The following is a 14164-nucleotide window of genomic DNA, read 5'->3' as shown; positions in this document are numbered from 1 at the left end:
TCGGTGATATAAAAGTGTTGGGAAGGAGGCCCTTTATGGAAGAGATCAATATATTAAAGATAGGCGATAAGATCCCTGAGTTCGAGATAGATGTTTACCTGACCGAGAAGAAGGATTTCGCTAAGATCAAATTCACGGACATCTCCAAGAGGGGCAACTGGTTGATACTTTTCTTTTATCCTGCCGATTATACGTTTGTCTGCCCCACCGAACTTGCTGATGTGGCGGAAAAATACGAAGAACTCAGGAAAGAAGGCGCGGAGTTGATTTCCCTGAGCACCGACACTCATTTTGTGCATTACGCCTGGCAGAGATCTGAGGCGCTGCTGGCCGGTATAAGGTACCCCATGGGGGCAGACCCCACTCATATTGTCTCCAAGACCTTCGGGGTCTACGACGAGTCAACCGGACTGGCATTGCGGGGCACATTTATTGTTGATCCCGATAGAAAACTCGTTGCCTCAGAGGTGAATTATTTTCCGGTAGGCAGGAATTCCGATGAATTATTAAGAAAGCTCAGGGCGTTCAAGCATGTCAGGGAGAATCCCGCGCAGGTATGCCCCGCGAGATGGCAGCCGGGAGAGAAAACACTTACACCCGGTAAAGAGATGGTAGGTAAGGTCGCAGACAATCTAAAATAATGGCTGATTTCTCGGTTCTTATCGGCGGAAAGGCAGGGGAGGGCATAAACCAGGCCGCCTCCCTTATCGCGCATCTGCTCAACCGCCTGGGTTGGCGTATATATGTATACCTGGACTATCCCTCACTTATAAGAGGGGGGCATAACTTTGCTATTATCCGGGCGTCTGAGAAAAAGATCGCTGTTCATCGTGATAAGATAGACGTTCTACTCGCCTTAAATCAGGATACGGTGGACCTTCACAAACACCGCCTTAAAGATAACTCACTGATAGTCTATGATTCGGATACGGTTAAGTCAAAAGGCAGCGGCCTGCCTTTAGAAAAGATGATCAAGGAAGAAGGCGGCTCCGCGATAATGCGCAACTCCTGCATTATAGGCGCCTTTTGCAGGGCGGCGGGAATAAAACAGGATATTCTGGAGGAGGTATTTAAGAAACATATTCCCAGAGAGGCCGATTTGAATATCAAGATCGCCTTGCGGGGTTACAACGAAACAGAAGAGTCGCTTGCCCTGCCGGCGATATCTCAGGCGCCTTTTTCTCTATTTACAGGTAATGAAGCGATCGGTTTAGGCCTTATTAAGGCAGGGCTTAAGTCATACATTGCCTATCCTATGACACCTTCTTCCGGCGTCCTGCATTTTCTCGCCGGGCTTTCAAAGGAGTTTTCCTTAAAGGTGGTTCATCCGGAAAGCGAGATTTCCGTGATATTAATGGCGCTGGGTTTCGCCTATTGCGGAGAGAAGGCCGCCGTAGGCACTTCAGGCGGCGGCTTCTGCCTGATGAATGAAGGGTTGAGTTTGGCGGGTATGGCAGAGCTGCCCGTAGTTATTGTCATGGGGCAGCGGCCAGGCCCTTCCACAGGGGTCCCCACATATACGGCGCAGGCAGACCTGAATTTTGTTCTAAACGCCGGTCACGGAGAGTTTGTGAGGCTTGTAACAGCCCCCGGAGACGCGGAAGAGGCCTGTTACTGGTCAGCGGTCGCGTTAAACATCGCCTGGAAATACCAGATACCGTGTTTTGTCCTGACCGATAAGACATTAAACGAGGCAACATTCAGCTTTGAGGCATCCGCCGTAGACAGCGTAAAAGAGGAACCGCCGCTCTTATGGGATAAAGACGGTGATTATAAAAGATACCTGAATACGGAAACAGGGGTTTCTCCCCTGGCATTTGTCCCGCGTAAAGGCGCGGTTATAAAGGCCAGCAGTTATGAGCACGATGACTACGGTATAACCACTGAAGATCCCGCGACGATCACCTCTTCTTACGATAAGCGCCTGCGCAAGGAGAAATACCTGGCGCAGGATTTGGAGAAATATAGAGCGGTAAAGGCGTACGGTAATCCTTCTGCTGAATGCGCGGTTGTCTGCTGGGGCTCTAATAAAGGTGTATGCGTTGAGGCAGCGGAAAAGTTGGGGCTTAAGGTGATACAGCCGCTTGTGCTTTCACCGTTCCCCTTAAAGCAGTTCAGTGAAGCGCTCAAAGGCGCCAAAAAGGTAATCTGCGTGGAAAATAACGCCACAGGAATGCTCGCGGGCCTTATGTCAGCGCGCGGCCTGAAGGTTGACAAAATGATACTGAAATACGATGGAAGGCCGTTTTCTTTGGATGAGTTAGAATCCAGATTAGGCGAGGCGATGAGATGAGCCAGAATGACTTAGGCACTTACGCCGTAAATACCTGGTGTCCGGGCTGCGGAAACTTCGCCATCCTTAATGCTGTCAAGGCCATACTTGATGAGTTGAGGAATGAGGGTTTCCCTCTGGAGAAGGTTGTCCTGGTTTCCGGCATAGGATGCCACGCTAAGATAGTTGATTATATCAACGTCAACAGTTTTTATTCCATACACGGCAGGGTTGTGCCGGTAGCCATCGGCATAAAGCTGGCGAACCCTGATTTAAAGGTAATCGGCTTCGCCGGAGACGGAGACGCTTACGGGGAGGGCTTGGAGCATCTCATATTTGCCGCTAAACGCAATATAGACATAACAATGATCATACACAACAACCGGGTATACGGGCTTACAACCGGCCAATATACACCTACTTCGCCGTTGGGTTTCAGGGGCCGCTCCACGCCGTTCGGCACCAGGGAGTTGCCCATAAATCCCCTCGAACTTATGCTTTCAAGCGGCGCCACCTTCCTTGCCAGGGGTTATTCCCACGGCATAGAGCTTCTTAAGGGTATTTTTAAGGAGGCGTTGGCGCACAAGGGATTTTCCCTGGTAGACGTATTGCAGGTATGCGTTACCTTCTACAATATGTATCAGTATTATACCAGGCACGCGTATGAACTAAAAGACCATGACCCGCGTAACTATGACGGCGCCCTGCAAAAAATAAGGGAGTGGGATTATAACAAAGAGGCGCCGATCGCCCTGGGGACATTTTATAAGAAGGAAGCCGCGACATTTGAAGAGCCGTTTCGGGATTACGGCGCGCAAGTAGATAGAGGATCCAAGATCAGGCAATTACTGGAAAAGAATATATAGGAGGACAGGGTATGCCGGCAGTAAAGATAGCGCCAGATATTTATTGGGTAGGAGCGATCGACTGGAATCTGCGCTTTTGCGGTTCCTACACTACGCCGCGCGGCACAACGTATAACTCCTATCTTATTATAGACGATAAGATCGCGCTTGTGGACGCGGTGAAGAATGGTTTTGAGCATATTATGCTGGAGAGGATAAGGGAGATCGTTGACCCGGCGAAGATCGACTATATCATCTGCCAGCATTCAGAGCGCGACCATGCCGGATGCCTGCCGGAACTTAAAAAATACGCCGTAAACGCGAAGATCATCGCCACTAAGGCGGGCAAGGACGGCCTGCTGTCGCACTTCGGTACTGACTGGAATGCCGAGGCCGTAAAGACAGGCGATACATTAAAACTGGGCAAAAGGACGCTTGAGTTTATTGAAGCCGCCATGCTTCACTGGCCGGACAATATGTTTACGTATGTAAAAGAAGAAGAGATGTTGTTCACCAACGACGCCTTTGGCCAGCATATAGCGACCCATCAGCGTTTTGACGACGAATTAGGAGATGTGGTCATGCGCGAGGCGGCCAGGTACTTCGCGGTAATAGTAAGCATGTATTCCAATCTGGCGCAGGATAAACTCAAAGAGCTGGAAAAGATGAAGCTCAACTTGAAAATGATAGCCCCTGCCCACGGCTTGATCTGGCGCGGCCCCGGAAAGATAATTGACGCCTACAAGCGCTGGAGCAGCGGAGAGGCGGAGCCAAAGGTCACGATCGTCTTTGATACGATGTGGCAGAGCACGGATAAGATGGCGCAGGAGATCGCGCGGGGCATTGAGCAGGAGGGCGTGGATGTTACGGTGTTTAACCTGCGCTCCAGCGACTGGAGCGAGATAATGGCGGATATAATGGAGTCCCGGATAATAGCCATCGGCTCACCCGTCTTAAATATGGGGATGTATCCCACGGTCGGCGGCTTTATGACCTTTCTTAAAGGGATAAGGCCGGTAAACAAAAAGGCCGCATCTTTCGGAAGCTACGGCTGGGGAAAAGGGGCTGTAAAGGCCATAAATGAAGAATTGACAAAGATGAACATAGAGGTGCTGGACAGTATTGAGATAAGATACGTCCCCACGCCCGGGCAGCTATCAGAGTGTTTTGAGTTCGGCAGAAAGATAGCCGGATATACCCGCGGTTAAGCGCGGCACTTTGCGCTTTACAAAAGAAGCGTTATATTTTATAGTAAATATCCGGAAGACAGTTATGACAGATAATAGAGAAGCAGAGTTGTTGCGGGTTAAGAAATGCCGGCCCTGTGAAGCAGGAGGCCTTGCTATGCCTGAAGAACAGGCAAGGGGGTACGCGTCCGCGCTGCAGGACTGGGAGCTGGAAGAGGCGGTAAAAATAAAGAAGGAATTTAAATTCAAGGATTTCAAAGAGTCAATGAGTTTTGTAAATAAGGTCGCGGAACTGGCGGAAAACGAAGGGCACCATCCCAATATATTCATTTCCTATAACAAAGTCAGGATTACCCTGTCTACCCATGCCGTAAAGGGTTTATCCGAGAACGATTTTATCATGGCAGCTAAGATAGACGCTGTCATTTAGATCCGGGAGGAGGGGCCGATGGTACCGAGCGAGGCATTGGAATTGGCGTTGTCCAAGGAAATAGAGGCAATGGAGTTTTATGAACGGCTGGGAGTCGAGCACCCGGTAATAAAGGATATCTGCGTTTTTTTAAGCAACGAAGAATATAGGCACAAGGAGTTGCTTGAGAAGAAGATCCGGGAAATGGAAAAATAGCAACGGCATTATAGGAGGGAGAGGCCATGCAGAAGTATCGTTGTACCGTATGCGGTTATATATACGATCCGGCGGCGGGAGACCCGGCCAACGGCGTCAACCCGGGGACCGCCTTTGAAGACCTGCCAGCCGATTGGGTTTGCCCTGAGTGCGGCGTAGGCAAAGACCTGTTTGAGAAGGTGCAGGGATAGATTATAAGGGGGGTGAGATTGAGATGATGGCGATTATCAGATGGATGATCAGGCCCGTTACACATTGTAAAGAGGGCTGTAGTATCATGTCCTGGGCAAGACGCAAAACTGCCCGCCAGTCATCAGCATAAAGGTGTTGTCATGAAAAGATTGAACGAGAACATAGCGCATTTTTTGCGAAGCCAGAATTTTGTCATAGTTTCTACAGTCGGCAGGGACGGCACGCCCCATAATTCCTGCAAGGGCATAGTGAAGATAGACGGCAGCGGCCGTATTTATCTGCTGGACCTGTACAAAGAGAGGACATACGAAAACCTCAGGCATAACAGGCGTATGTCTATTACCGCTGTGGATGAGCATAAGTTCGCCGGCTTCTGCCTTAAGGGCGTGGCTAAGGTAATAAGAGAGGACCGGCTCCAGCCCCACATCATCAGGGAGTGGGAGGCCAAGATCACCCAACGGATAACGCACAGGGTGTTGAAGAATATCAGCGGGCAAAAAGGACATCCCAGGCATCCCGAAGTCGCCTTGCCTACTCCCGAATATATGATTGTCATGGATGTAAAGGAGATCGTGAATCTTACGCCCCATCATATAAAACAGCAGGGCTAGAGAGGAGAGGAATGTTCAGCGCGGCAGAGATAGCGGAGCTGGGGATCCAGATAGAGGAGAACGGGAGAGATTTCTACAATACATTGTTTGAGCGGTCGCCTGACGCTGAGGCGAAGGGGATATTTAAGTATCTCGCTGAGGCGGAAGAAAAACACATAAAGACATTTGAGCAGATACTGCGGGCGGCGCATCAATACGAGCCCAGGGAGGCATATCCGCAGGAGTATTTCGCCTATATGAACGCGATAGCGGCAAAATATGTGTTTACGCGAAGGGGCAAAGGCGCGGAGATCGCCGGAAAGATAAAAACCGACAAAGAGGCGGTTGATATGGGCATAGGGCTTGAAAAAGAATCCATCGTCTTCTACGAAGGCATGAAGACGGGTGTAGAAAAAAGGGAGCAGGGCTTAATTGATGGATTGATCAAGCAGGAGCGGGGGCATTTGAATAAATTGACAGAATTAAGAAAGAAGTTGTAGGAGGTTTATCATGCCAAGCAAGGTTATGATATATAGCACGCCGACGTGCCCATACTGCACGCGCGCCAAACAGTTCCTCAAGGACAGGAACATTGAGTTTGAGGATATTGATGTATCGCGGGACCAGGCGATGGCGGAGGAGATGGTCAGCAAGTCGGGACAGATGGGTGTCCCGGTATTGGATATAGACGGCGAGATCATAGTGGGGTTTGATAAAGAAAGGATAAGCCGGGCATTAGGGTTATGATACATGATCTGATCATAATAGGCGCGGGACCCGCGGGCATAACGGCAAGCGTATACGCGGCGCGCAAAGGGATGGACCTTCTGGTAGTCAGCGAAGACATGGGCGGCCAGGCCGCTTTAAGCGGTGATATAGAGAATTATACGGGGTATCAATTTATTACCGGGCCGGAACTTGCGGCAAAGTTTGAAGAGCATATGCGCAAGTTCAATATAACATTGAAAGAGGGCGAGAAGATAACCGGCCTCAAGAGTGAGCGCGGTTCCATATATGTCGGCAGCAGCAAAGGGACATACGAAGCAAGGACTGTAATAATCGCCTCCGGAAAGCGGTCAAGAGAGCTTGATGTGCCCGGAGAGAAGGAATTCAAGAACAAGGGGCTTACTTATTGCGCTACCTGCGACGCGCCTCTGTTTCACAAAAAGGACGTAGCCGTTATCGGCGGCGGCAATTCCGCCCTTGACGCGGCTTTACAGCTGATGAACATCGCCAACCACGTTTATCTTGTCAATATAGGCGCGCAGTTAGACGGAGACGCCATAATGCGTGAAAAGGTTGAGCGGAACAAAAAGGTTTCATTGCTTAATAATAGCAGGGTCAGCGCTGTTTTCGGGGACAAGATGGTAAGCGGGATCAAGGTACATAGCGATGGCGGCGAGAAAACCATTGACGTGCAGGGTGTTTTCGTGGAAATAGGGCTTATACCCAATTCCGAATTCGCCAAAGACATAGATAAAAACGAAAAAGGCGAAATAAAGGTTGATTGCTATAACAGGACTAATGTCCCGGCTGTATTCGCCGCCGGAGACGTTACAGATGTGCCGGAAAAACAGATCATCATTGCCGCGGGCGAGGGCTCCAAGGCGGCGTTGAGCGTATTCAGGTATCTGGCGCAGCAGAAATGAAGCCGTCTAAGATAACGCTTATTTTTGCTTCTTTTATCTTTATCTCTGCCTCTTTTATGAGGCAGGTTATGAATTTCTTATTAGATATTATAGGGTATCCCGGGATAGCGGCCCTGCTTTGGGTCCTTTTTATTATATTGGCAGCCCTGTCTTTCAGGACGGTTATCAAAGGCCCGAGGTTATTGTTGCTTCCGATTCTTTTATCGGCGCTTATCTACATTTCACAGATGCATATAATTGAAGAGCGCCTGCATATTATGAAATACGGCGTTTTAGGATGGCTTGCCTTAAGGGATACAATAGGAAACAAGCGTGTTCTTGCCTCTGTTGTATTCTCATTTTTTTTCTGCCTGTTGGTTTCATCTATAGATGAAACGTTTCAGTACTTTCTGCCCTACAGAGTAGGGGAGGTCCGCGACGTGGGGCTGGCCGCCCTGGGCAGCGCTTTCGGTATAGGCGTTTATCTGGTCAATCTCTATAACCGCTTAAAATAAAAGAAGTTAAGCTTCTGCTAAACAGGGATGGCGCGCAGAATTCGTTGTCCCTATTTTATTGACATTATTGGCATATTGATATAAAATAATATCCTTATGAAAGCGCGTGCTTTGGTTACGGGAGGGGCGGGTTTTATCGGCAGCCATCTGGCAGAGCGCCTGTTGGCAGACGGCCATCAAGTGGTTGTCCTGGATAATTTATCCAACGGCAGGATAGAGAACCTCAACCACCTTAAAGGCAACAAGAATCTGCTTTTTCAGCGGGCAGACGTGTCTGATTTCTCTGAGATCAAGCCGTTCTTTGAGGGGGTTGACTGGGTATTCCATCTGGCGGCATTAGCCGATATAGTGCCCTCGGTCCAGGAGCCGCTTAAATACCATAGGGCCAACGTGGACGGCACAGTCAATGTTTTAGAAGCGGCGCGCCTGAACGGCGCCAGGCGCTTTGTCTACGCCGCCTCTTCTTCCTGTTACGGCATACCCGATAAATTTCCCACTTCCGAGACAGCGGCGATAAGGCCGATGTACCCTTACGCCCTTACAAAATATATCGGCGAACAGTACCTGTCGCATTGGGTTAAGCTTTATAAGCTGCCCGCGGTATCGCTTCGGCTGTTTAATGTTTACGGGCCGCGCTCAAGGACATCCGGCGCCTACGGCGCTGTCTTTGGGGTATTTCTGGCGCAGAAACTGGCAGGTAAGCCCTTTACGATAGTAGGTGACGGCAGTCAGGCCAGGGATTTTATTTTTGTCACAGATGTGGCTGATGCCTTCGTAAAGGCGGCTTCGTCCGGCATAGAAGGAGAAATCTTTAATGTCGGCTCAGGCAGCCCGCAGAGCGTTAACCATCTGGTAAAACTTATGGGAGGGGAAGCGGTTTATGTCCCAAAGCGCCCGGGCGAGCCGGACCGCACGCACGCGGATATTCTAAAGATCAAGAAAATGTTAAGATGGCAGGCCTCTGTTTCCTTTGAAGAGGGGGTAAAGATGATGTTGAATAAGATCGACTATTGGAAGCAGGCGCCTGTGTGGACTCCGGAGAAGATCGAGGAGGCCACGAAGGACTGGTTCAGATACCTTTCCAGGTGAAGAATATGTTAAGAGACGCGCACAATAAAATCAAGACGATAGATGAGCTTGCCGCGATCCTGGCGTCATTGAGGAAAAAGGGCAGGAAGGTAGTGCATTGCCACGGTGTGTTTGACCTGCTGCACCCAGGGCACATAAAGCATTTTGAGGCCGCCAGTAAAAAGGGCGATATATTGGTGGTTACCCTGACTAAGGACGAGTATGTGAACCGGGGCCCGGGCAGGCCGGTATTTAATCAGAACCTGCGCGCGGAGAGCATCGCCGCGATAGAGTGCGTTGATTTTGTGGCTGTCAATGAATGGCCTACAGCGGTAGAAACCATAAAAAGATTAAAGCCGCGCTTTTACGTTAAGGGCAGTGACTACGCCATGAGGCAGGATGACGTAACGGGAAAGATCCTTGAGGAAGAGGAGGCGGTCAAGGCCGTAGGCGGCGTTATCCATTTTACCGACGAGATAACATTCAGCTCATCGTCGCTTATAAACGCCTATCTTGCCCCCCATCCGGAGGAGTCAAAGGAGTTCTTTTCCAGGTTCAAAAAGCGCTATAGCGCGCAGGGCTTGATAAAGGCGCTTAAGGATGTAGAAAAGGTAAAGGTCCTGGTCATAGGCGATATTATCATAGATGAATACCATTATTGCATCGGCATGGCAAAGACGCAGAAGGACAACATAATCGCGGCCAGGTTTCTAAACGAAGATATCTTTGCCGGAGGGGTACTGGCGGCATCCAATCATCTGGCGGGGTTCTGCAGGCAGGCCTCGCTTCTCAGCTGCGCGGGAACGAAGAATGATTACCGGGATTTTATTGCCGGGCATTTAAAACCAAACATCAAGCCGAACATTTATAATTGCCGGGACGCGCATACGATAGTCAAACGCAGGTTTGTTGACCCGAATTTTTTGACTAAGTTGTTTGAGATATGCTATCTTGACGGAACCCCGCGCCTTTCCAAAGATATTGAGAAGAAAATAGTCGGCTACCTTAATGCCAATCTTAGGAAATTTGATATGGTAATAGCCACGGATTTCGGCCACGGGCTGATCACTCCGGCTATAGTTGATGTTCTTTCCAGGAAGGCAAAGTTTCTCGCGGTCAATGTCCAGACCAACAGCTCCAACATAGGGTTTAACCTGATCACGAAATTTCCCAGGGCCGACTATGTGTGCATAGACGAGCCGGAGATACGCCTGGCTTTCCAGGACAGGTTTTCCAACCTGGAAAAGATCATTATAGATATGAGCAGGCGGCTAAGCTGCGGCAAGATAATCATTACCAGGGGACACAAGGGTTCTCTGGCTTATTCTAAGAAAGACGGCTTTACGGAGATCCCCGTATTTTCCAAGGAAGTAGTGGACAGGATCGGCGCGGGCGACGCCTATTTTTCCATAACCGCGCCCTGCGTCTTTAATAATATGCCGATAGAGGCCGTCGGCTTTATAGGCAACGCCGTCGGAGCGATGAAGGTGATGATCGTGGGTAATAAGGCCTCGGTTGAGCCGGCGCCGTTGTTCAAGTATATAACCACATTATTGAAATGAGACCCCGCACTTACGTGTGTAGAGGAAAACTATGAGATACTTTGAAGACCTAAATGAAACTCTTGGTAAGACAGAGGTAAAAGATAGAAAGGGAAAGGCGCTTCCTTTTATCAGGGCCGTAGATAAGATAGTCGGCGTAATCATCAAGCAGGGCAAAAAGGGCAACAATGTCATCCTGATAGGCAACGGAGGCAGCGCCTCTATTGCAAGCCACATATCCACGGATTTTCTTAAGAACTGCCGCGTACCCGCGGTGGCCTTTAACGATACCTCGCTTATCACCTGTCTTAGCAATGATCTGGGATATGAGCATGTCTTTCAGGTGCCCGTTAAGATGCTTGCCAAAAGAGGCGATATCCTGTTCTCTATAAGCAGTTCAGGCAGGTCCAAAAATATACTGAACGCCACGGCAGAGGCAAAAAAGCGCGGTTGTTTTATAGCCACGCTCTCAGGTTTTGATAAAAATAATCCATTGAGGAAGATGGGGGAGATAAATTTCTATGTCCCCTCACGCTCTTACGGATTCGTAGAGATCAGCCATCTGGCGATCTGCCATCTTATAGCCGATAATATACAAGATCATGGACACATACCGCATAGACAGCCATAAGCTTGCCTTCCATCCTGAAAGGGTGGCGGACTGGCTTAACGGCAGGGATATTTATCCTATTTACGTTGAAATAGCGCCCTGCGGAAGCTGCAACCACCGTTGTATGTTCTGCGCCCTTGATTATCTGGGATATAAGCCCGTCTTTTTAGAGACATCCGCGCTTAAGAAGTTCTTAACGGATATATCCAGGAGAGGGGTTAAGAGTATAATGTTTGCCGGCGAGGGAGAGCCGTTGCTGCATAAGGATATCGCGGAATTAATAGCGCACGCGAAGGCCGGCGGCCTGGATATATCGATCACCTCTAACGGCGTTTTGTTGTCTAAAGATATCGCGCTGAAGATACTTCCTCACCTCAGCTGGTTCAGGATAAGCCTTAACGCGGGGACAAGGAAGACATACGCCGCTATTCACGGGACAAAACCGGAGGATTTTGACAGGGTCATTGATAACATCAAAGAGGCGGCCGGAGAGAAAGAATCCAGGGGGCACAGGTGCACGCTGGGGGTCCAATTCCTTCTTTTGAATGAGAACTATGATGAAGTCACAACGCTGGCCGGCATCCTGAAAGAAATAGGGGCGGATTATTTGACAATAAAACCTTATTCCCAGCATCCCTCGAGCATCAACCGCCTTAAGACAGACCTGGATTATGGAAAGCTCTTATTCCTGGAAAACGAACTTAAGAAATACGTTGATGATGATTTCAGGGTTATATTCAGGAAAAGGACCATGCTTAAGATCGACCAGGAGAAGACATATCGTAAGTGCTACGGGCTTCCGTTCTGGGCCTACCTTTCTTCAAAAGGCGACCTTTATGCCTGCAGCGCCTTTTTAGGCGACGAGCGTTTTCGCTACGGCAATATTTACAAAGAAGGCTTTGAGGATATCTGGAAGGGCGAAAAGAGAAAAAAGGTAAAGGAAATGATGGATAAAAAGTGGCGTATTGAGGATTGCCGCGAGGTCTGCCGCCTGGATGAGATAAACAGGTACCTTTGGGACCTGAAAAACCCTCCGGAGCACGTAAATTTCATATAGAGATGAAGAATCCGCTGGTCGGCCCCGCCGTCCTTAAAAATCTATATTATTACCTGGTAAAGATAAGGCGGTTTGAAGAGAAGGTGATCGAGCTTTATCCCGGGCAGGAGATCCGCTGCCCGGTCCATCTGTGCATCGGGCAGGAGGCTATCGCGGTGGGCTTCTGCGCCAACCTGAGGAAGGATGATTATATTTTCAGCAATCATCGCAATCACGGCCATTTAATTGCCAAGGGTATGCAGCTTGATTCCATGTTCGCGGAGCTTTACGGAAGAAGCGCCGGTTGTTCTGAGGGCAAGGGCGGCTCCATGCATATGGTGTCAACGGAGCATGGGATAATGGGCACCTCCGCTATAGTGGCGGGAGGCATACCCATAGCCGCGGGCGCGGCGTTGTCTTCAAAGATGAAAAAAGACAAAAGGGTCACCACGGTATTTTTCGGGGACGGCGCGGTGGACGAAGGCGTATTTTATGAGACGCTGAATTTTTCCGCGTTAAAGAAACTGCCGGTGGTTTTTGTATGTGAAAATAATTCTTACGCCACGAATTCTCCTCAGAGAGACCGGCAGGCAAATATAGACATTTATAAAATAGCCGATTTCTTTCACGTACCCGGTAAATGCATAGACGGCAACGATGTCCTGGAGGTTTATAAAACAGCGAAGGAGTGTATCGGCAGGGCCAGGGACGGCCGGGGGCCTTCTTTGATCGAGGCGCGGACTTACAGATGGAAGACGCACGTGGGGCCGGAAACGGATATTGAAAAAGGGCTAAGGGACGCGGAGGAAGTTGAGGAGTGGTTTAAGAAATGCCCTTTGAAGAAATTCCGGCAGCATGTTTTGAAAAACGGCCTGGTTAAAGAGAAGGAACTGGCAGGGCTGGAAAAGAAGGCGGATAAAGAGATCTCCGAGGCGCTTGATTTCGCCCTGGGCAGTCCGTATCCCGAAGAAAAGGAATTATATAAGGGGGTATACTAAGCATGTCGTGGGATAAGGCGCCGATAGACCTGTCCACCATAAAGACCTTGAATGACGATAGCGGCCGGTCAAAAGGGAGAATGGCCACCTATAGAGAGGCGATACGTGAGGCATTATATCTGGCGTTAAAAGAGGATAAGCGCGCCTTCATTTTTGGGGAAGGGGTGGATGATGCCGGAGGCGTATTCGGCACAACTCTCGATCTTCATAAAGAGTTTGGGAGGGAACGGGTTTTTGACACGCCTCTATGCGAAAATACCTTGACGGGGATCGCTATCGGTTCTTCACTGGGCGGTTTAAGGCCGGTCCTGGTCCACATGCGCACCGATTTTATGCTCCTGACCATGGATCAGCTTATTAACCACGCGGCAAAATGGAAATATATGTTTGGGGGAAAGGTCAGCGTACCCATGGTTGTAAGGGCGATAATAGGGGGCGGCTGGGGCTCGGCAGCCCAGCACTCTCAGCCGATCCAGGCGTTATTTACCCATGTCCCCGGCTTAAAGGTTGTTATGCCTTCCTGCGCCTATGACGCCAAGGGACTGCTTTTATCCAGCATAGCCGGTGATTCGCCCGTGATATTTATCGAGCACCGCTGGCTTTACGACCATAAGGAGGCGGTGCCTAAGGAGGCTTATTTTGTGCCTCTGGGTAAAGCTGTGTTAAGGAGAGAGGGCAGGGACCTGACCGTCATCGCCGATTCGTTCATGGTAACGCTGGCTCAGGAAGCGGCTATGAGGTTGGGAAAAGACGGCATAGACATAGAAGTGCTGGACCTGCGCACAGTAAGGCCGTTGGATCATGATCTGATCCTCGCCTCCGTTAAGAAGACGGGAAGGGCGCTGGTGCTGGATTTCGGTTATAAGTTCGGCGGCATAAGCTCCGAGATATCTTCCTTCTTGATGGAGTCGGCATTTAAATATTTAAAGTCCCCTGTCCGGCGCCTTACGCTGCCGGATACTCCGACCCCCTGCAGCCCCGCCCTGGAAAAGGCCTATTATCCCGATACAGACAGGGTCGTCCTTGAGGCCAAGAAACTCTTAAGAGCGGATTAATA

18 protein-coding genes are annotated in these 14164 nt (G+C 49.7%); all 18 read left to right on the top strand.

Translation table 11 applies throughout. From position 1 onward, the window contains the following. Positions 1-35: 35 nt before the first annotated feature. The 18 genes from PHR44_07745 to PHR44_07660 all read left to right on the top strand — a co-directional run bounded on the left by PHR44_07745 (position 36) and on the right by PHR44_07660 (position 14162). A complete protein-coding gene (locus PHR44_07745) occupies positions 36-641 on the top strand; it encodes a redoxin domain-containing protein (protein ID MDD4910550.1) in 606 nt (201 codons plus the stop codon). Further along, entirely contained in the window at positions 641-2293 is a 1653-nt protein-coding gene (locus PHR44_07740; protein ID MDD4910549.1) for a 2-oxoacid:acceptor oxidoreductase subunit alpha, read from the top strand. Before PHR44_07745 ends, PHR44_07740 begins: the two co-directional genes overlap by 1 nt. Next, complete coding sequence (locus PHR44_07735; GenBank protein ID MDD4910548.1) at positions 2290-3138, top strand: thiamine pyrophosphate-dependent enzyme; 849 nt, start codon at positions 2290-2292, stop codon at positions 3136-3138. Before PHR44_07740 ends, PHR44_07735 begins: the two co-directional genes overlap by 4 nt. Before the next feature lie 11 nt (positions 3139-3149). Continuing rightward, entirely contained in the window at positions 3150-4325 is a 1176-nt protein-coding gene (locus tag PHR44_07730) for an FprA family A-type flavoprotein (protein MDD4910547.1), read from the top strand. A gap of 64 nt (positions 4326-4389) precedes the next feature. Then, on the top strand, positions 4390-4734 hold the full coding sequence (locus PHR44_07725) for a 4a-hydroxytetrahydrobiopterin dehydratase (GenBank protein MDD4910546.1): 345 nt from the start codon (positions 4390-4392) through the stop codon (positions 4732-4734). 18 nt (positions 4735-4752) lie between these two features. Beyond that, positions 4753-4929, top strand: a complete 177-nt coding sequence (locus PHR44_07720) for a hypothetical protein (protein MDD4910545.1) — start codon at positions 4753-4755, stop codon at positions 4927-4929. A 26-nt stretch (positions 4930-4955) separates the two neighbouring features. Then, entirely contained in the window at positions 4956-5120 is a 165-nt protein-coding gene (locus PHR44_07715; protein MDD4910544.1) for a rubredoxin, read from the top strand. Positions 5121-5261: 141 nt separating this feature from the next. Further along, positions 5262-5732 carry a pyridoxamine 5'-phosphate oxidase family protein gene (locus PHR44_07710; GenBank protein ID MDD4910543.1) on the top strand — a complete coding sequence of 157 codons (471 nt, stop codon included), beginning with the start codon at positions 5262-5264 and terminating at the stop codon, positions 5730-5732. Positions 5733-5743: 11 nt separating this feature from the next. Next, on the top strand, positions 5744-6211 hold the full coding sequence (locus PHR44_07705; protein ID MDD4910542.1) for a ferritin family protein: 468 nt from the start codon (positions 5744-5746) through the stop codon (positions 6209-6211). A 10-nt stretch (positions 6212-6221) separates the two neighbouring features. Further along, entirely contained in the window at positions 6222-6458 is a 237-nt protein-coding gene (locus PHR44_07700; protein MDD4910541.1) for a glutaredoxin family protein, read from the top strand. After that, positions 6455-7360 carry an FAD-dependent oxidoreductase gene (locus PHR44_07695; GenBank protein ID MDD4910540.1) on the top strand — a complete coding sequence of 302 codons (906 nt, stop codon included), beginning with the start codon at positions 6455-6457 and terminating at the stop codon, positions 7358-7360. Before PHR44_07700 ends, PHR44_07695 begins: the two co-directional genes overlap by 4 nt. Beyond that, positions 7357-7854 carry a VanZ family protein gene (locus tag PHR44_07690; GenBank protein MDD4910539.1) on the top strand — a complete coding sequence of 166 codons (498 nt, stop codon included), beginning with the start codon at positions 7357-7359 and terminating at the stop codon, positions 7852-7854. The genes PHR44_07695 and PHR44_07690 overlap by 4 nt, the downstream gene beginning before the upstream one ends. Positions 7855-7950: 96 nt before the next feature. Continuing rightward, positions 7951-8943, top strand: a complete 993-nt coding sequence (locus PHR44_07685; protein MDD4910538.1) for an SDR family oxidoreductase — start codon at positions 7951-7953, stop codon at positions 8941-8943. Between the two features lie 5 nt (positions 8944-8948). Beyond that, positions 8949-10484 carry a PfkB family carbohydrate kinase gene (locus PHR44_07680; GenBank protein ID MDD4910537.1) on the top strand — a complete coding sequence of 512 codons (1536 nt, stop codon included), beginning with the start codon at positions 8949-8951 and terminating at the stop codon, positions 10482-10484. 31 nt (positions 10485-10515) lie between these two features. Beyond that, entirely contained in the window at positions 10516-11094 is a 579-nt protein-coding gene (locus PHR44_07675) for an SIS domain-containing protein (protein MDD4910536.1), read from the top strand. Beyond that, complete coding sequence (locus tag PHR44_07670) at positions 11066-12130, top strand: radical SAM protein (protein ID MDD4910535.1); 1065 nt, start codon at positions 11066-11068, stop codon at positions 12128-12130. Before PHR44_07675 ends, PHR44_07670 begins: the two co-directional genes overlap by 29 nt. Before the next feature lie 2 nt (positions 12131-12132). After that, positions 12133-13107, top strand: a complete 975-nt coding sequence (locus tag PHR44_07665) for a thiamine pyrophosphate-dependent dehydrogenase E1 component subunit alpha (protein MDD4910534.1) — start codon at positions 12133-12135, stop codon at positions 13105-13107. Positions 13108-13109: 2 nt separating this feature from the next. Further along, the gene (locus PHR44_07660) at positions 13110-14162 is read left to right on the top strand and encodes an alpha-ketoacid dehydrogenase subunit beta (GenBank protein MDD4910533.1); all 1053 of its coding nucleotides are present in this window, start codon (positions 13110-13112) and stop codon (positions 14160-14162) included. Positions 14163-14164 lie beyond the last annotated feature (2 nt).

The sequence above is a fragment of the Candidatus Omnitrophota bacterium genome, from assembly GCA_028707125.1.
In the GTDB taxonomy this organism is placed as follows: Bacteria; Omnitrophota; Gorgyraeia; order Gygaellales; family JAQTUX01; genus JAQTUX01.
The sequence above is the reverse complement of the archived record's forward strand: the minus strand, read 5'-3'. Positions and strand labels throughout refer to the sequence as shown.